The sequence below is a fragment of the Streptomyces sp. NPDC036813 genome (genome assembly GCF_055609245.1).
In genome coordinates this window covers 257,938-274,454 of sequence record NZ_JBVJPV010000009.1, presented here as the reverse complement: position 1 = coordinate 274,454, position 16,517 = coordinate 257,938, and the positions used below count along the sequence as shown (strand labels likewise).

16 protein-coding genes are annotated in these 16,517 nt (G+C 73.8%); 9 read left to right on the top strand and 7 right to left on the bottom strand.

Annotation, left to right across the window (positions count from 1 at the left end; all coding sequences use genetic code 11):
• Nucleotides 1–36 precede the first annotated feature (36 nt).
• Genes ACZ67Q_RS20685 through ACZ67Q_RS20675 form a run of 3 tightly spaced genes read right to left on the bottom strand, consistent with a single transcriptional unit; the run spans nucleotide 37 to nucleotide 3,260 of the window.
• A complete protein-coding gene (locus ACZ67Q_RS20685) occupies nucleotides 37–1,668 on the bottom strand; it encodes a bifunctional RNase H/acid phosphatase (protein ID WP_471184026.1) in 1,632 nt (543 codons plus the stop codon).
• 12 nt (nucleotides 1,669–1,680) lie between these two features.
• Nucleotides 1,681–2,424 (bottom strand): zinc ribbon domain-containing protein, encoded by a 744-nt coding sequence (locus ACZ67Q_RS20680; protein ID WP_471184233.1) that lies wholly within the window; start codon nucleotides 2,422–2,424, stop codon nucleotides 1,681–1,683.
• Nucleotides 2,421–3,260 carry a Nif3-like dinuclear metal center hexameric protein gene (locus tag ACZ67Q_RS20675; RefSeq protein WP_471184023.1) on the bottom strand — a complete coding sequence of 280 codons (840 nt, stop codon included), beginning with the start codon at nucleotides 3,258–3,260 and terminating at the stop codon, nucleotides 2,421–2,423. The genes ACZ67Q_RS20680 and ACZ67Q_RS20675 overlap by 4 nt, the downstream gene beginning before the upstream one ends.
• Before the next feature lie 199 nt (nucleotides 3,261–3,459).
• Here ACZ67Q_RS20675 and ACZ67Q_RS20670 point away from each other — a divergent pair, with 199 nt between their 5' ends.
• Both ACZ67Q_RS20670 and ACZ67Q_RS20665 read left to right on the top strand, forming a co-directional pair.
• Entirely contained in the window at nucleotides 3,460–4,587 is a 1,128-nt protein-coding gene (locus ACZ67Q_RS20670) for a hypothetical protein (protein ID WP_471184020.1), read from the top strand.
• A gap of 97 nt (nucleotides 4,588–4,684) precedes the next feature.
• A complete protein-coding gene (locus ACZ67Q_RS20665) occupies nucleotides 4,685–4,843 on the top strand; it encodes a hypothetical protein (RefSeq protein WP_471184018.1) in 159 nt (52 codons plus the stop codon).
• A gap of 83 nt (nucleotides 4,844–4,926) precedes the next feature.
• On the opposite strand, the gene ACZ67Q_RS20660 is transcribed toward ACZ67Q_RS20665, so the two are convergent.
• Entirely contained in the window at nucleotides 4,927–5,784 is an 858-nt protein-coding gene (locus ACZ67Q_RS20660) for a MaoC/PaaZ C-terminal domain-containing protein (RefSeq protein WP_471184015.1), read from the bottom strand.
• Nucleotides 5,785–6,129: 345 nt separating this feature from the next.
• On the opposite strand from ACZ67Q_RS20660, the gene ACZ67Q_RS20655 reads away from it, so the two are divergent.
• Both ACZ67Q_RS20655 and ACZ67Q_RS20650 read left to right on the top strand, forming a co-directional pair.
• A complete protein-coding gene (locus ACZ67Q_RS20655; RefSeq protein ID WP_471184013.1) occupies nucleotides 6,130–7,371 on the top strand; it encodes a sensor histidine kinase in 1,242 nt (413 codons plus the stop codon).
• Nucleotides 7,372–7,421: 50 nt separating this feature from the next.
• Nucleotides 7,422–8,054 (top strand): response regulator, encoded by a 633-nt coding sequence (locus ACZ67Q_RS20650; protein ID WP_471184232.1) that lies wholly within the window; start codon nucleotides 7,422–7,424, stop codon nucleotides 8,052–8,054.
• A gap of 68 nt (nucleotides 8,055–8,122) precedes the next feature.
• On the opposite strand, the gene ACZ67Q_RS20645 is transcribed toward ACZ67Q_RS20650, so the two are convergent.
• Nucleotides 8,123–8,848 (bottom strand): class I SAM-dependent methyltransferase, encoded by a 726-nt coding sequence (locus tag ACZ67Q_RS20645; protein ID WP_471184010.1) that lies wholly within the window; start codon nucleotides 8,846–8,848, stop codon nucleotides 8,123–8,125.
• Between the two features lie 367 nt (nucleotides 8,849–9,215).
• A complete protein-coding gene (locus tag ACZ67Q_RS20640; protein WP_471184008.1) occupies nucleotides 9,216–10,646 on the bottom strand; it encodes an MFS transporter in 1,431 nt (476 codons plus the stop codon).
• Between the two features lie 218 nt (nucleotides 10,647–10,864).
• Between ACZ67Q_RS20640 and ACZ67Q_RS20635 the strand changes: the two genes are divergently transcribed.
• The 4 genes from ACZ67Q_RS20635 to ACZ67Q_RS20620 all read left to right on the top strand — a co-directional run bounded on the left by ACZ67Q_RS20635 (nucleotide 10,865) and on the right by ACZ67Q_RS20620 (nucleotide 15,417).
• A complete protein-coding gene (locus tag ACZ67Q_RS20635) occupies nucleotides 10,865–12,604 on the top strand; it encodes an MFS transporter (RefSeq protein WP_471184006.1) in 1,740 nt (579 codons plus the stop codon).
• A 170-nt stretch (nucleotides 12,605–12,774) separates the two neighbouring features.
• Complete coding sequence (locus ACZ67Q_RS20630) at nucleotides 12,775–13,425, top strand: class I SAM-dependent methyltransferase (protein ID WP_471184003.1); 651 nt, start codon at nucleotides 12,775–12,777, stop codon at nucleotides 13,423–13,425.
• Between the two features lie 34 nt (nucleotides 13,426–13,459).
• Nucleotides 13,460–14,440 carry an N-acetylmuramoyl-L-alanine amidase gene (locus ACZ67Q_RS20625; protein ID WP_471184001.1) on the top strand — a complete coding sequence of 327 codons (981 nt, stop codon included), beginning with the start codon at nucleotides 13,460–13,462 and terminating at the stop codon, nucleotides 14,438–14,440.
• Between the two features lie 158 nt (nucleotides 14,441–14,598).
• Complete coding sequence (locus ACZ67Q_RS20620; RefSeq protein WP_471183998.1) at nucleotides 14,599–15,417, top strand: hypothetical protein; 819 nt, start codon at nucleotides 14,599–14,601, stop codon at nucleotides 15,415–15,417.
• Nucleotides 15,418–15,493: 76 nt separating this feature from the next.
• Here ACZ67Q_RS20620 and ACZ67Q_RS20615 read toward each other — a convergent pair whose 3' ends face one another.
• Nucleotides 15,494–16,045 (bottom strand): hypothetical protein, encoded by a 552-nt coding sequence (locus ACZ67Q_RS20615; RefSeq protein WP_471183997.1) that lies wholly within the window; start codon nucleotides 16,043–16,045, stop codon nucleotides 15,494–15,496.
• A gap of 118 nt (nucleotides 16,046–16,163) precedes the next feature.
• Between ACZ67Q_RS20615 and ACZ67Q_RS20610 the strand changes: the two genes are divergently transcribed.
• Nucleotides 16,164–16,457, top strand: coding sequence for a hypothetical protein (locus ACZ67Q_RS20610; protein ID WP_471183995.1), 294 nt, complete (start codon nucleotides 16,164–16,166; stop codon nucleotides 16,455–16,457).
• Nucleotides 16,458–16,517 lie beyond the last annotated feature (60 nt).

Here is a 16,517-nt window from a genome sequence, read left to right as displayed (position 1 = left end):
TCCGAGGCACACGCGGCAGCACGGCGCCGGGGGCGGTCAGCGCAGGTGGCCCGTGTCGTTGAAGAGACGCACGCTCGCGTTGCCGTCGGCGTAGTAGGCCACCGCCGACAGGGACGCCGCGGACAGTTCCATGCGGAACAGGGACTGCGGGGGTGCGCCGAGGGCGAGCCGGAGCAGGGTCTTGATCGGGGTGACATGCGTGACGAGCAGGACCGTGCGGCCCGCGTACGCCGCGATCAGCTTGTCGCGGGCGGCGGCGACCCGGACCGCGGTGTCGGCGAAGCTCTCGCCACCGCCGGTCGGCGCGACGTCCGGCGAGGCGAGCCAGGCGTTCAGGTCGTCCGGGTAGCGCTCCCGCACCTCGGCGAAGGTCAGCCCCTCCCAGGCGCCGAAGTCCGTCTCGCGCAGACCCTCCTCGACGGTCACCTCCAGGCCGAGGCGGTCGGCGACGATGCCGGCGGTCTCGCGGGTCCGGGCCAGCGGGGAGGCGACGATGTGCTGGATGGTGCCACGCCGGGCAAGCGCGGCGGCGACCCGTTCGGCCTGCTCCCGGCCGACCTCGGAGAGGGCCGGATCGGTACCGCCGCTGCCCGAGAAACGCTTCTGCGGCGTCAACGGCGTCTCACCGTGCCGCAGCAGCACGAAGGTGGCGGGCGCCCCGAGATCGGGGGCGGACCCCCAGCCCGGAGCAGAACTCTCTGCCGCTGCACCACCAGCACGGCCTGCGGGCGCCGCCGTGGCCCCGGCGGTCGGGGCGGGGCTCGTCCCCGGGGCGGCACCACCCGCCGGGGCGGAGGTGGGCGCCGGTGCGGAGCCGGGCGCCGGGGCCGCAACGACCGCCGGGGCGGAGCCAGCCGCCGGGGCGGAGCCGGGCGCCGGGACGGCAACGTCCGCAGCGGAGGCAGCGCCCTCCCGGGCGCTGTGACCGGCCGTGCCGGCACCACTGATGTTCACCGACGCGGCACCGCCGACACCACCACTGGTGTCCGCCGACGCGGCACCGTCGACGACACCGCTGGTGTCCGCCCCCGCGGTCTCTCCCGTCGGCGCCGCGCCAGCCGGCGTCGCCGCGTCACTCGCGGGCGGCGCAGGCGTCCCCGGCGTCGTCGTCGCGGCGACCGTGCGGGCCGCGCGGACGTCGGCCAGTGCCGCACGGGCGCGGGCCGCGCCCGCTGCCGCGTCGCCGGGCGGGCCCGACGGCTCGAGGGTCGCGGCCGCGTCCAGTTCCGCGCGGGACGCCGACGGTGTCCACCGCTCGCCGCGGCCGCCCGCGTCCATCGCCTCGTTGGCCAGGCGGTCGGCGTGCTTGTTCCGCTCGCGCGGGATCCACTCGTAGGTGACCCGGCCGGGCGGGAACACGGCCGCCGCCTCCGCCGCGAGCGGCTTCATCGAGGGGTGCTTGATCTTCCAGCGGCCCGACATCTGCTCGATGACGAGCTTGGAGTCCATCCGGACGTGCACCGAGGCTGACGGGTCCAGCTCGTGCGCCGCGCGCAGGCCGGCCAGCAGTCCCCGGTACTCGGCCACGTTGTTGGTGGCGACGCCGATGTACTCGGCCCGCTCGGCCAGCGTCTGCCCGCTCGTCGCGTCCTTGACCACGGAGCCGTACCCGGCCGGGCCGGGGTTGCCCCGCGACCCGCCGTCGGCCTCGACGATGAACTCCCGCACCCCGAAGGCTCCCTACAGCCCGGACTCGGACGTGCGCACCAGGATGCGGCGGCAGTTCTCGCAGCGCACCACGGTGTCCGGCGCGGCCTTGCGGATCTCGCTCAGCTCGGTGATGGCGAGCTCCTGGCGGCAGCCCTGGCAGGTGCGCTGGTACAGCTTGGCCGCACCGACGCCGCCCTGCTGGGCGCGCAGCTTGTCGTACAGCCCCAGCAGGGCGGCGGGGACGGAAGCCGCGATCACCTCGCGCTCCTTGGTCACCGAGGCGACCTCGCCGTCGATCTCCTCGAACGCGGCGTCCCGGCGGCCGGTCGCGTCGTCGATCTTCGCCTGGACGGAGGAGACCCGCTCGGTCAGTTCGCTCACCCGCTCCTGGGCGGCCTCGCGGCGCTCCATGACCTCCAGCACGACGTCCTCAAGGTCGCCCTGCCGCTTGGCGAGGGAGGCGATCTCGTGCTGCAGGTTGGACAGGTCCTTCGGCGAGGTCACGGCGCCGGAGTCCAGGCGCTGCTGGTCGCGGACGGCGCGCTGGCGGACCTGGTCGACGTCCTGCTCGGCCTTGGTCTGCTCGCGGGCGGTGTCGCTCTCCTCGGTCTGCGCGGCCACGAGCAGGTCGCGCAGCTGGGTGAGGTCCTTGGTGAGCGACTCGATCTCGGCGTGCTCGGGCAGCGACTTCCGCTTGTGCGCGAGCTGCTGGAGGCGCACATCCAGGGCCTGGACGTCGAGGAGTCGGATCTGGTCGGCGGGCGCGGCGTTCAGTTGGGGGCTCCAGGTGACGGGGAGTGGCTGGTCCAGGGGTCGGTGACCGTCTTCGAGACGTGGACGCGCAGGTCCCATCCGTGCCGGTCGGAGATCTCGTCGAGCTGGCTCGCGGCCAGCTCGCACCAGGGCCACTCGGTGGCCCAGTGCGCCGCGTCGAGCAGCGCGAGAGGACTGTGGGCGACCGCCTCGCTCGCCGGGTGGTGGCGCAGGTCGGCGGTCAGGAAGGCGTCGACGCCGGCCGCGCGGACCTGGTCGAAGAGGCTGTCGCCGGAGCCGCCGCTGACGGCGACCCTGCGGATCGTCGTCTCCGGGTCGCCGGCCACGCGGATGCCCTGGGCGGTCGCGGGCAGGCGTTCGGCGGCACGCGCGGCGAACTCGCGCAGGGGCAGCGGGTGGTCCAGCTCGCAGATCCGGCCGAGACCCCTGCGGCCTTCCGGATCACGCGGGTCCGCCACGAGCGGTCGTACGACACGAAGGTCCAGCGCGCCGGCGAGCGCGTCGCTCACGCCCGGGTCGGCGGTGTCCGCGTTCGTGTGGGCCACGTGCAGCGCGATGTCGTTCTTGATCAGCGTGTGCACGACGCGGCCCTTGAAGTGGGAGGCCGCGACCGTGGTCGTACCGCGCAGGTAGAGCGGGTGGTGGGTGACCAGCAGGTCGGCGCCGAGCTTGACGGCCTCGTCGACGATCTCCTGCACGGGGTCGACGGCGAACAGGACCCGGGTGACCTCCTGGCCGGGGTCGCCCACGACGGTGCCGACCGCGTCCCAGGCCTCGGCCCGCTCGGCGGGCCACAGCTTCTCCAGCGCGGCGATGACTTCAGACAGACGGGGCACGGGTGCAAGGCTACCTGGCTGATCTGCCCCTCTGTACAGCTGTCGCCGCCCCTGTGACCGGGTGTGCGCCGCTCAGCACATTCGCCCCGTTTTCCTCAGGCGAATCGCTTCTGCACCACCCTTATGTGTGAAGGGCCGGCCGCCGCCTGCCACGCCCGCGCGGGCGAAAACTAGCTTCGTCGCCGGAGGTGACCGAACGATGACGGCCTGTGCGATCGAACCCCCGGCGGCGGACGAGGACGGCCTCTCCCCGCAGGCAGGGTGCGTGATCACGGCGGACGGCGGCTACGCCGCGCGCCTCGCCCACGACGGTGAGTCCCCCTTCCCCGAGCGCTGGACCCTCGGCGGACCCGAGCCCTACGCCGTGCCACTGCCCGGGAACCAGCCGGAAGAGGCCGGCACCGAGGTGCAGCCGATGGCGGACGGCCGGGTGCTGATCATGCGCCGGGTCGGCGAGCGCTACGACTTCTGCCTCCTCTACCCCACCGGACCCGGCACCGGCGAGGCGCCGCTCGGCGCGGTGACGCCCCCGCAGGACGGCGCGCTGCGGCTGCTGCCGCCGGCTCCGGGCGGCGAGCGGGCGTACGCGCTCGCGGTGGGCCCCCGCTCCAGCACGGTGTGGCTGGTCGCGGGCGGGGCGTTCGGCCCTGAGCGGCTGGCCGAGGTACCGGGGCGCTGCTCGGGCGGGGTGTGGCTGGATCACGCCGGGCGGATGCTGGCCCTGGACCGGGAGACCGGCGGGCGGACCAAGACGGTGGTGGTGGACCTCGGACGCGACGGCGAGGTGTCGCCGCTGCTGCAGATCGCCGAGACCAGCGACGACCGGCTGCTGCTCGCCGACCCCGACAGCGGTCTGCTGCTGATCTCCTCGGACGCGCCCGCGCCCGGCGAGCCCCGGCTCGGCTGGGGTGTCATGGGCAGCACCCTGCCGGTGCGCTTCCCGGAGAGCCTCAGGCTGCCGGAGTGCCGGGTGACGCCGTTCGCGATCCAGCCCGGACAGGTGCTGACGCCGGAGAGCTGCGCGGTGGCGCTGCGCATCGACGGGCCGCTGGGCACCTGGGCGGGGGTGTGGCGGCCGGCCGAGCGGCAGGTGCACCATCTCGCCGCGCCCGCGGGCTGGTTGACGGGCGCCGGACTCGTCACGCCCGAGGGCGAGCTGCTGCTGCCGTACACCACCGCTGAGGTGCCCTGCGGGCTGGCCCGGCTGAGCGTGCCCCAGGTGGTCCCACCTGCGCGGGAGGCCCCGGCCGAGGAGGTCCCGGAGCCGGTCGCGCCGCGCCCGGTGCCGTTGCAGCAGGCGCCGTTGGGACGACTTGTAACGAAGTAGTGCCGGTTGGCGTGTGCGGCTGGATTACGCCCGAGGTGCGCCGGTTACACTCGCCCGGCTGTAAGGAAAGATCATGTTGACGGGGTGAATTCATCCGATGAGCGACGCCAGCACGACGCAGCCGCAGGGCCGTGAGGCCGAGATGGCAGCCGCCGGGCACGGCAGGCACCGGGGTCCGGTGTCGGTGCAGGACGGCGAGACGGCCCCGCAGGGCCGTCACCGCAGGACGTCCGACCAGGCCGAATCGGCGGCCTGACGGCACGTGCGCGAACGGCCCCGCCCGGGCAGTCGGGCGGGGTCGTTCCGCGTCTTGGGGGGTGCGTCGCCGGGCCCCGCGCCTCAGGAGTGGTGCACGACGGTGTCGGTGAGGACGGGCGCCTCGTCCCGCTCGACGGCGCTCACGGTGGCCCGCACACCGCCCTCGGCGCGCCACATTCTGATGCGCAGGGTCTCTCCCGGATATACGACCCCGGCGAACCGTGTGCCGTACGACCGCACCCGCGTCACGTCCCCGCCGAGCAGCGTGTCGACGACGGCCTTGAGGGTCATGCCGTAGGTGCACAGCCCGTGCAGGATCGGCCGCTCGAAGCCGGCGGCCCGGGCGAACACGGGGTCGGCGTGCAGGGGGTTGCGGTCGCCGGAGAGGCGGTACAGCAGCGCCTGGTCCTCGCGGATCGCGTGCTCGACGACCCGCTCGGGCTCACCGGTGGGTGCCTCGCGAGGCGACGCGGGCCCGCGGTCGCCGCCGAAGCCGCCCTCACCGCGCACGTGGACACGGGCCTCGTCGGTCCACAACGGGCCGCCGGCGTCGGCGACATCGGTGCGCAGCACGAGGACGGCCGCCGTGCCCTTGTCGTACACGGCGGTGATGCGCGAGGTGGTCCGCGCGGTGCCCTCCACCGGAATCGGGCGGTGCACGGTCAGCGTCTGCCCGGCGTGCAGGACGCGGGCGAGGTCGACGTCGACGCCCGGCACGGACAGCGCGCGGATCACGCCGGGCGCACCGGAGCCGGCGACGGTGGCGAAGCTCGGCAGGACGTGCAGCCGGGACTCCAGGGTGTAGCGCAGCTCACCGGGCTCGGTGGCGGGGACGCCCGCGCCGATGCCGAGGTGGTAGAGCTGGACGTCCTTGGCGCTCCAGGAGATGTCGCCGGTGAGGGGCGCGGCCGCGAGGGCCTTGCTTGCGTCGATGGGCATGGGGCTCCTGCACGTCGCCGACTGCCCCCTGTTATAGCCCGGTGCGCCGGGAGACGGAACCGCACGACGTGCCGTCAGTGACGGCCGCAGGGACGACATTTGTCCTGCCCGAGTCCGTACGCGCGTAGATGACATTTGTCCTGCCCGAGTCCGTACACGCGTATCTGCCGGACGACGCCGCGTCTGCGTACCGTCGAAGACGCGGCGGGACACGTGCCGGGGGCGGCTGCCATGCTCGTCCTCGCCGGCCGGCGGACGGTCTTCGGCGGGTCCGCGTGGTGGTCGTACCGGCGCAGTGGTGAGACCGGCTGAACACGCGGGAACGGATCGATCGGGGGAGCACGGATGGGGTTCGGGGACGATGTCGGAGGCCGGCTGCGGACGTGGCGGCGGACGGCGGTCCGGAGCAGGGCGGAGGCGGCGCGCCTGCGGGCGGAGGGGCGCGAGGCCCACTGCGCGGGGGAAGCGGAGAACCCGGGGCCGCCGCCCAGCGGTTTCACCCTGCTGCCCTGGTTGGTGATGGGCCTGGGGGCGTTCTCCAACGTCTTCGAGGGCGGGACGGCGAACCCGTGGATCGGCGCTCTGGGCCTGCTCGCCTTCAACTCGCTGTACATCTACGTCGTCTTCCGGGCGTTCGACAAGCGGAAGCGCAAGGAGCGCTCCACGCGCGCGGCCCTGGGGCTGATGGCCGCGCTGACGTGCGGGCTGGCCGTCGGATACGGCGACAACTGGCTGCTGTTCTTCCCGCTGCTGGGGCTGGCCACGGGCTCGGTGGTGCGCGGGCCGCGGCTGAAGGCGGTCGGCACCGCCGTGGCCGTCCTCGCGGGCGCGGTGTCCTGTGCGCACGACGGCTGGGACGGGATGACCATCGCGTACGCCACGTGGATCTCCACGATGGTGACGGCCGCGATCCTCTCCCTGTCCGAGGCCGTACGCGAACTGCGCGCCGCCCGGGAGGAGCTGGCGCACCGGGCGGTGGAGCGGGAACGGCTGCGCTTCTCCCGCGACCTGCACGATCTGCTCGGGCACACGATGTCCGTGATCGTGGTGAAGTCGGAGGCGGCGCGGCGGCTGGCAGCGCGTGATCTGGACGCGGCGCTGGCGCAGATCACCGACATCGAGTCGGTCGGGCGCCAAGCGCTCACCGAGATCCGGGAGGCCGTCACCGGGTACCGGGACGGCAGCCTGTCCACGGAGCTGGACCGGGCGCGTTCCGCGCTGACCGCGGCGGGCATCGAACCGGTCGTGCGCCGCTCGGGGCCGCCGCCGGCCGCGCAGACGGAGGCGCTGCTGGGGTGGGTGGTGCGCGAGGCGGTCACCAACGTGGTGCGCCACAGCGGGGCGCGGCGGTGCGAGATCGCGGTGACGGGGGGCGGGGAGAAGGTGCGGTTGACGGTCGGCGACGACGGGCGCGGGCCCCTCGCTGCGCGCGAGGGCGCGGTGGGGGGTACGGGATTGAAGGGGCTGACGGAGCGGTTGGCGGCGGCCGGCGGCACGTTGACGGCCGGTGCCGGGGAGCGGGGCGGGTTCGTGGTGCGGGCGGAGTTGCCGGCACCGGCGGATGTCGCGCACCCGGTCACGGCGTGAGCGGGGTGCACCACGCCGGTGCGGCCTACGCTGGGCGGGTGAACGAGGAGATGCCCCGGGGGCGGCGCCCCGGCAAGTCGATCCGGGTGCTGCTCGCCGAGGACCAGGGGATGATGCGCGGCGCCCTGGCGTTACTGCTGGGGATGGAGCCGGACATCGAGGTCGTGGCGCAGGTCGGCACGGGGGACGCGATCGTGGACGCCGCGCTGACGCACCGCCCCGACGTCGCGCTCCTCGACATCGAACTGCCCGGCATCAGCGGGCTGGACGCCGCGGCCCGGCTGCGCGAGCAGGCACCCGACTGCCGGGTGCTGATCCTGACCACGTTCGGCCGGCCCGGCTATCTGCGCCGGGCGATGGAGGCGGGCGCCGCCGGATTCCTCGTCAAGGACGGCCCGGTGGAGGAGCTGGCGGAGGCGATCCGCCGGGTGCTGACCGGGGAGACGGTCGTCGACCCGGCGCTGGCCGCCGCCGCGCTCAGCGCCGGTCCCAGTCCGCTGACCGTCCGCGAGTGCGACGTGCTGAAGGCGTCCGTGGACGGCGCGACGGTCGCCGACATCGCCGCCGTCCTGCATCTGTCGGAGTCCACGGTCCGCAACTACCTGTCCTCGGCGATCGGCAAGACCGGCACCCGCAACCGCATGGAGGCGTTGCGGGAGGCCCGCCGACAGGGGTGGCTGTAGCGGGGGCGGCCGTCGGGGGTGGCTCTCGCGGGCCCGCCGTCAGGGGGCGGCCGGCACGGAGCCCGCCGTCACGGCTCGCGCCGGAACACCGCCGTCCACAGGAACGGCTCCCCGAAGTACGGGGAGGTCGGCGGCTCGTCGCGCATCGGGCGCAGTTCGAGCTCGGTCAGATCGGCGAAGATCGCCCGGAGTGACTCGGCGGTGTAGGCGAGGCCGCCGTGGAGCGCGCCGGTGCGGTACAGCTCCGCGTCGGGCAGTTCCGAGCCCATGGCGCCGGACGCGAAGCAGGTGAGGGTGAAGTGGCCGCCGGGCGCGAGCAGCCGGTCCAGCAGGGCGAGGTGGCTGATCCGGCGGTGCGGCGGCAGGTGGTGGAAACAGCCGGAGTCATGGATGAGGTCGTACGGTCCGGCCAGTTCCGTACTCGTCAGGTCGTAGGCGTTGCCGCACAGGTAGCGGACCGCAGCGGTGTCCGTCCTCTCGCGCGCCCATGCCACCGCCGCCGGGGAGAGGTCGACCGCGTCCACCTGGAAGCCGTGCGCGGCGAGGTGGCGGGTGTTGCGCCCTGAGCCGCAGCCGAGGTCGAGGGCGCGCCGCCCGGTGATGCGGCCCGCGTCGAGCCAGGCGGCGAGATGCTCGTCCGGCTTGTCCGCGAAGAACGGCACCGGCCGGGTCCGGTCGGCGTAGAAGTCGTCCCACCATCCGGCCGCCCCGGCCGTCCAGCGGTCCGCGCCGGGCGCGAACAGCCCGTCCAGCAGCGTCAGTACGTCCTCGGTGGTGCGGATGTGACGGTCCATGGGGCCTCGCTTCTCTCGCCTGCCGGGTTCCGCGATCGTAGGCGGGAAACGGACTCAAGCCCAGGTCAGGGGGCTTTCAACGGCCTTGCTCGCAGGCCGGCGTGGGGCCGTGAGCGGGTCGGCGCGAGGGGGCTGAGGGCGTCACCCCGGGGGTGGGGGAAAACGCGGCCGGCACCCGCCGCAGGGGCGGGGCGAGGGCGTTGCGCCGGATGCCCGGGACGCTTTTCCGGCGGCCTCCGCATCGACGTCGAACGGCGGCGCGCCGCGCCCCTCACCGCGCCGTACAGCACCGTGCCGCGCCCCTCACCGTGCCGTACAGCACCGCGCCGCCCCCCTCACCGCGCCGTACAGCACCGCGCCGCGCCCCTCACCGTCCCGTACCCCTGCGCGGCAGCCAGACCAGCATCAGCACCGCACCCGCCAGCAGGACCGCTGTGGACGCGCGGAAGACCAGGGCGTAGCCGTCCGTCAGGGCCTGCGGGGTGCCCTCGTCGCCCGTTCGGGCCGCGGCGATCGTCGACATCACCGCCAGCCCCAGCGAACCGCCCATCGTGCGGGAGGTGTTGATCAGGCCGGAGACCAGTCCGGCCTCCCCCGGCGCCGTGCCCGAGGTGGCGAGGGCGGCCAGCGGGGTCATGGCCATGCCGCCACCGAGCATCATCAGCACACCGGGGATCATGATCGTCGTGACATAGGGTCCGTGCGCGGTCATCGCCGACTGCCAGCCGAACCCGGTCGCCGCCACCAGCGAGCCGAGCACCGCGACCGTGCGCGGCCCGGCCGAGCGCATCAGCCGCGGGGCGGCCTTGGAGCCGAGGACGACGGCCAGCGAGCTGGGCACCAGGGCGAGCCCGGCCTCCAGCGGGCTGTAGCCCAGCACGTTCTGGGCGTACAGGGTCATGAAGAACCACATGCAGAACATCGTCGAACCGCTCACGAACATCGCGGCGTTCGCCGAGGCGACCGAGCGCAGCCGCAGCAGGCCGAGCGGCATCAGCGGGGACGCCGTGCGCGCCTCCACGGCGAGGAACAGCGCGATCAGCGCGAGCCCCGCGGCCAAGGGCGCCAGCGTCTGCGGCGCGGTCCAGCCCTGCGCCTCGGTCTGCGAGATCCCGTACGCCAGGGTGGCCAGGCCGGCCGTGACCAGGACGGCGCCCGGCAGGTCCAGGCGCCGGCCGTCGCCGGTGCGGCTCTCCGGGAGCCAGGCCAGCGCTCCGGCCAGGACGACCGCGCCGACGGGCACGTTGATGAGCAGGACCCAGCGCCAGGACAGCACGTCGACGAGCACCCCGCCGACCAGGCCGCCGGCCGCGCCGCCGCCCGCGCCGACGGCCGCCCAGGTGGCGATCGCGCGGGCCCGGGCGGCTCCCTCGGGCACGGCCGCCGTGAGGATGGTCAGCGTGGAGGGTGCGAGCACGGCCGCGCCCAGCCCCTGCACGGCGCGGGCGAGCAGCAGCTGCCAGCTCTCCTGGGCCAGCCCTCCGCCCACCGAGGCCAGCGTGAACAGGCCGAGCCCCACCAGGAACATCCGCTTGCGCCCGTACAGGTCGCCGGCCCGGCCGCCGAGCAGCATGAAGCCGGCGAAGGCGATGGCGTAGGAGTTCACCACCCACTGCAGGCCCGACGCGCTCAGGTCGAGGTCGGTGCGCATGGAGGGCAGGGCGACGTTGACGACGGACACGTCGAGGACGACGAGGAACTGCCCGGCGCAGGCGAGCGCCACGACCAGCCAGGTCGGCGGGGCGGAGCGGGTGGGGGTCCGGGTGGGCGTGGCGGCGGCTTCGAGCATGGGTGTCATGCTCTCAACCGGCTGGCGCCCCTTGCATCGGGATTTCGCCGGGCACCCGGGTCCGCCCCCGGTCCTAGGACCGCCCCACCGGCCATGGCGGTCCCAGGATCGCCCCGCCGGCCGTGCGGGGGCCTGACTTCCGCTCAGATGGTCATGACATGGTCAAGAAATCGTTAGCTGGCCAAAGCATCGGAATAGTTGCCCGTGCATACGGGTTGCTGCTGGTCATGACACGAACGACGACCGACCAGCCCGCCCGGTCAGCGAGCGGGGCCGTCGTCCCGGTGCTCGCCTTCGCGGGCATCGTGGTCGCGGTGATGCAGACGCTGCTCGTCCCGGTGATCAAGGACCTCCCGCAGCTGCTCCACACCGCGCCCAGCAACGCCACGTGGGTCCTGACCTCCACCCTCCTCTCCGGCGCCGTGGCCACCCCGATCATGGGCCGCCTCGGCGACCTGTACGGCAAGCGGCGCATGCTGATCCTGAGCCTCGCCGTGATGGTGGTGGGCGCGCTGATCAGCGCCGTCACCGACGACCTGCTCACGATGATCGTGGGCCGTACCCTCCAGGGCTTCGCGATGGGCGCGATCCCGCTCGGCATCGGCCTGATGCGCGACACCCTGCCGCGCGAGAAGCTCGGCTCGGCGATGGCCCTCATGAGCTCCTCCATCGGCGTCGGCGGCGGCCTCGCGCTGCCCGCCGCGGCGCTGGTGGCCCAGCACGCCGACTGGCACGCCCTCTTCTACGGCGCCGCCGGCCTCGGTGTGCTCTCCATCGTCCTCACCCTGCTCACCGTCCCCGAGTCCCCGATGCGGGCCGAGGGCTCGTTCGACGTGCTCGGCGCGCTCGGTCTGTCCGCCGGCCTGGTGCTGCTCCTGCTGCCGATCACCAAGGGCAGCGACTGGGGCTGGGCCTCCGGCACCACGCTCGGCCTGTTCGCAGCAGCCGTCCTGGTGCTCCTCCTGTGGGGCGTGATGGAGCTGCGGCTCAAGGCGCCGCTGGTCGACCTGCGCACCACCGCCCGCCGCGAGGTGCTGCTCACCAACCTCGCCTCGATCATGGTCGGCGTCAGCTTCTACGTCGTCTCCCTCGTCCTGCCCCAGCTGCTCCAGCTGCCCACCGCCACCGGGTACGGCCTCGGCCGGTCCATGGTCGTCGCGGGCCTGTGCGTGGCCCCGCTGGGCCTGACGATGATGTTCACGGCGCCGGTCTACGCCCGCCTGTCCGCCCGCTACGGTCCCAAGGTCACCCTGATCATCGGTCTGCTCGTGATCGCCGTGGGTTACGCCGGCGGCCTCGGCCTGATGAGCGCCGCCTGGCAGACGGTCGTCACCTCCGTCATGCTCGGCGCCGGCATCGGCCTCGCCTACTCCTCGCTGCCCGCGCTGATCGTCGGCGCGGTCCCGGCCTCCGAGACCGGCGCGGCCAACGGCCTGAACACCCTGATGCGGTCCATCGGTACGTCGGTGTCGAGCGCCGTGATCGGCATGGTGCTGGCGAACACGGCGAACCATGTGGGCGGCGTGGCCGTGCCGACGATGCACGGCTTCCGGGTGTCCTTCCTCATCGCCACGGTGGCGGTCGCGGCGGGCCTGGCGATGGCCCTGCTGCTGCCGGGACGCAAGCCCTCCGCGGGGCCGCAGCTCGTCGCTTCCAGCGAGGAGGACGCGAACCTGGCGCGGGCGGAAGAGGCGCTGCGGGGCTTCCGCGGGCGGGTGCTGTCCGCGGACGGTTCCCCGGTCGCCCGGGCCAAGGTCACGCTGATCGACCGGCGGGGGCGGCAGGCGGGGGCGACGGTGTCCTCCGGCGACGGCAGCTATGCCCTGGCCGTGCCGGCCTCGGGGCCGTACGTCATCGCGGCCAAGGCCGCGGGGTACGCTCCGCTGGCTTCGGCTGCGAGCCACGCCGGGGGTGACCTTTCGGTCGAGCTGGATCTTTCGTTGCCCGGTGAGACGGTCAGCGCGTAACGCCTCATGAGGTGCCCCGGACTGCCGTCCCGCGGCCGCGGTTCGTTGTGGCCCGCCGCACAGTTCCCCGCGCCCCCTTGGGGCGCTGCCGCACCCCCCGCCGAGAAGCCGGCCGGGGGTGCGGCAGCATGAAGGCCCCTGGCTCAGCCGTACGACCGAGAGGCGCCCCCATGTCCCCCACCCCCAAGCCCGAGATCCTCGCCGCGTTCGAGGCGGCCAAGGGGTTCATGCCGGTCGACGAGGGGCTGGCCCTGTATGCGGCCGCCGTGGAGGCGGGGGCGCTGGGGTTGCCGTTGCTGGAGGTCGGGACGTACTGCGGGCGGTCGACCGTGCTGCTCGCGGACGCCGCCCGGCAGGCCGGGGTCACCGCCGTCACCGTCGACCACCACCGGGGCAGCGAGGAGCAGCAGCCGGGGTGGGAGTACCACGACCCGGAGACGGTCGACCCCGAGCTCGGGTTGATGGACACGCTGCCGACGTTCCGGCGGACGCTGCACCGGGCGGATCTCGAGGACCACGTCGTCGCGGTGGTGGGGCGCTCACCGCAGGTGGCGGCGTTCTGGCGGACCCCGCTGGGGCTCGTCTTCATCGACGGCGGGCACACCGACGAGCACGCGAACGCGGACTACGAGGGCTGGGCCCCGCATGTCGCCGAGGGCGGGCTGCTCGTCATCCACGACGTCTTCCCGGACCCGGAGGACGAGTTCACGGGCCAGGCGCCGTACCGGATCTATCTGCGGGCGCTGGCGTCGGGCGCGTTCACGGAGGCGTCCGTGACGCGGTCGCTGCGGGTGCTGCGGCGTACGGGCGGCGGAATCTGAACACCGGGCGTCCGCCCCGGTTAGGGTGGCAGGCGTGTCGTACCTAGGCCCGGAATTCGATCCGCCCAAGCCTCGCCGCTTCCCCCGCCGCCCGCTGGTCGTGGGGCTCGCGGCGCTCGTGCCTGGCGCGCTGCTCGGCTGGCTGGTGTACGAGGCGGTGGGCGCCCCGGGTGGCGCGGGCGGCCCGGACAGGGCGTCGGCCGTGGCGACGCCCCGGCACACCGGCGGCTCCCCTTCCGCACAGGACGACGGCAAGGCTCCCGCCGGGTCGTCCGCCCCGGCCGCCGCCGCGCCCCATGCGTCGCCCTCCGCGCCCGGCGCGTCCGCCCCCGCGGCCTCGGGCCCGCTCAAGGGCAAGGTCGTCGTCATCGACCCCGGCCACAACCCCGGCAACGTCCAGCACGCCACCGCCATCAACCGCAAGGTGGACATCGGCACGAACTGGAAGGAGTGCGACACCACCGGCACCTCCACCAACGACGGGTACGCCGAGGCCCGGTTCAGCCTCGACGTCGCCCACCGGCTGCGCGCGCTGCTGGAGCAGCAGGGCGCCACGGTGAAGCTGACGCAGGACGGCGACCGGCCGTACGGCCCGTGTGTGGACGAGCGGGCCCGGATCGGGAACACCGCGCACGCCGACGCCGTCGTGTCGATCCACGCGGACGGCTCCGCGCCCGGCAACCGCGGCTTCCATGTGATCCTGCCGGCGGCCGTGCACGCGGGCGCCGCCGACACCCGTCCCATCGTGGGACCTTCGCGCGACCTCGGCGAGCGCATCGCCGGCAATTTCGTGCGCGTCACCGGCAGCGCACCCTCCAACTACCTCGGCGACGGTACCGGGATCGTCACGCGGAAGGACCTCGGCGGTCTCAATCTGTCAACGGTTCCCAAGGTGTTCATCGAGTGCGGCAACATGCGCGATAGCAAGGACGCGGCGCTGCTGACCAGCGGCGCCTGGCGGCAGAAAGCGGCGCAAGGGATCTCCGAGGGAATCGTGAGTTTCCTGCGCGGGTAGGGATCAGTGCGCTCTTCCCTGCGGACAGCCTCGTCGGACGGACGATAATGTCGTCCCTACGATGAGGGGCCACCCCCGCGCTTCACACCGGGGCCTGACGGCGACATGGTGACAGCGACGCCTCTTCCGACGACGAGACGACCTATGAAGGACCTGAAGTGAATATCCGCTCCCTCACTCGAGGCGACGGCGTGGTGATCGGAGCAGCGGTGTTGCTGTTCATCGCGTCGTTCCTCGCTCAGTCCGGCTGCAACGCCCCGGACCCGTACTGCAACGCCGTCGAGCGCATGAACGCGTGGGACAGCCTGGGAATGGGACTCGGCGTCTACATGGCCGGGGTGATCGGCGCCGTCCTGGTCGTGCTCGCCCGTCTCCAGCCGGGTGGCTCGCGGAAGATCGCGGGGCAGGACCTGGGAGCGTTCGGCACCGCTGTCACCGTGGTGGTCGCGTGGGTCCTGCTGTGGTCCCTGATCGACTCCGGCAACGCCGGCGCCGGTCTCATCCTGGGCTTCCTCGCCGCCGTGGTGCTGACGGGCGGCGCCATCGCCACGCCGCTGGTCGGGGCGCTCCAGGCCCCGCTGATGCCCGCCCCGAAGCCTGCCGCTCCGCAGCCCTACGGCGCCCAGCCGCAGGGTGGTTACGGCTACCCCGGCGCGCAGCAGCCGTCGTACGGCGGTCAGCCGCAGCCGGGCGGTGCCCAGCCCTTCGGTGGGCAGCCGCAGGCCGCGCAGCCGCAGCAGGCCGCCCAGCCGCAGGCACAGGCGCAGGCCCCGGCCGGGGAGTTCTCCCCGTTCTGGTTCGCGGTGCCGGTGCCGCGGCCGCTGTACGCGGAGGACGGCTCGCCGACGCCGATCGCCGAACTGGCGCCGGGCACCTGGTACCTGGCGGTGGAGCAGCGCGGAGCACAGCTGGTCGCGCAGACGCAGGACGGCCGCCGGGGCGTGCTGCAGGACACCTCGGGCATCCAGCGCGGCTGACCGCCCGCCCTGGTCGCCTCACGGCCCCTCGCCCTTGCCGGGCGGGGGGCCGTTGCCGTGCCGCCGCGGTGAACTCCTAGGAGGCAGCGGCCAGTTCGCCGGCGCTGGGCACCTTGTCCTTCACCTCGGCGCCCGCACTGCGGCCGGCGTCCTTGACCTTGCCGATGACGTCGTCGAAGGCGCCGGCGGCGGAGGTGTCGCCCTTGCGGAGCTTGGACGGCAGGTCCTTCAGGGCTTCGATGCCGGCGGTGAGCGGCGCGACGGCCCTGGCCAGCGTCGGGTCGCCCTCGGCATTGCGGGCGGCCGCCTTGAGCCGGTTGTAGGCGAAGCCGCCCGCCAGGCCGGCCTTGATCAGGGCCGCCGTACGCCCGTCGGCGCCCTTGGCGAACTTGCCCGCCTTCCAGGGCTTCACGATCCACTGGTAGGTGGCGCCGGCGGCCAGGCCGGCGTTCGCCACGAAGCGGGTCTTGGCGAACTTCTGCTTCTCGGCGGAGGTCGTCGCGGTGGGCGTGGCGCCGGTCGTGGCGGCGGCGTCGGCCTTGCCGTCGTCACCGCAGGCGGTGGTGGCGGCGAGCAGGGCGCAGCACAGGACGACAGCCACGGCGAGGCGGCGAAGGGGTGCGGGCACGGGGTCCTCCGAAGGCACGCGTGTCACTTCTCCCGCAGCCTCACCCGGGGTGCCGGAACCCGCCAGCGGGGCGGGGCCGTTCGGGTTTCAGGCCCCGGCCGGCGGCAACACGACGGGTATGTCCCCTCGATATCGCAACAGCGCGAATCAGGCAGGGACGGTCGTCGCCGTCGTCGCCGACGTCATGGCCGTCATCCTCGGCCTGTGGATCCTGATGTACCTGCTGGACGCCAACCGGGCCAACGACCTGGTCCAGTTCGTCCACAACACGGCGAACTGGCTGGCGAGCTGGTCCCGCGACCTGTTCACCTTCGACGAGGCCTGGGCCCGCGTGGTCGCCGGCTACGGCCTGGCCGCCGTGGTCTACCTCTTCATCGGCCACGCGATCGCCAACCGAATCCACCGCCACTGACGGCTCCGCCCCGCACCCGTCCCGCGACCCCGGGGGTGCGGGGGGTGCCCCCGCAGAACA

Excerpts from the sequence above, each read along its gene's own strand:
- ACZ67Q_RS20670 (WP_471184020.1), top strand. The coding sequence starts at position 3,460 with ATGACGGCCTGTGCGATCGAACCCCCGGCGGCGGACGAGGACGGCCTC.
- ACZ67Q_RS20665 (WP_471184018.1), top strand. The coding sequence starts at position 4,685 with ATGAGCGACGCCAGCACGACGCAGCCGCAGGGCCGTGAGGCCGAGATG.
- ACZ67Q_RS20660 (WP_471184015.1), bottom strand. The coding sequence starts at position 5,784 with ATGCCCATCGACGCAAGCAAGGCCCTCGCGGCCGCGCCCCTCACCGGC.
- ACZ67Q_RS20655 (WP_471184013.1), top strand. The coding sequence starts at position 6,130 with ATGGGGTTCGGGGACGATGTCGGAGGCCGGCTGCGGACGTGGCGGCGG.
- ACZ67Q_RS20650 (WP_471184232.1), top strand. The coding sequence starts at position 7,422 with ATGCCCCGGGGGCGGCGCCCCGGCAAGTCGATCCGGGTGCTGCTCGCC.
- ACZ67Q_RS20645 (WP_471184010.1), bottom strand. The coding sequence starts at position 8,848 with ATGGACCGTCACATCCGCACCACCGAGGACGTACTGACGCTGCTGGAC.
- ACZ67Q_RS20640 (WP_471184008.1), bottom strand. The coding sequence starts at position 10,646 with ATGACACCCATGCTCGAAGCCGCCGCCACGCCCACCCGGACCCCCACC.
- ACZ67Q_RS20635 (WP_471184006.1), top strand. The coding sequence starts at position 10,865 with ATGACACGAACGACGACCGACCAGCCCGCCCGGTCAGCGAGCGGGGCC.
- ACZ67Q_RS20630 (WP_471184003.1), top strand. The coding sequence starts at position 12,775 with ATGTCCCCCACCCCCAAGCCCGAGATCCTCGCCGCGTTCGAGGCGGCC.
- ACZ67Q_RS20610 (WP_471183995.1), top strand. The coding sequence starts at position 16,164 with ATGTCCCCTCGATATCGCAACAGCGCGAATCAGGCAGGGACGGTCGTC.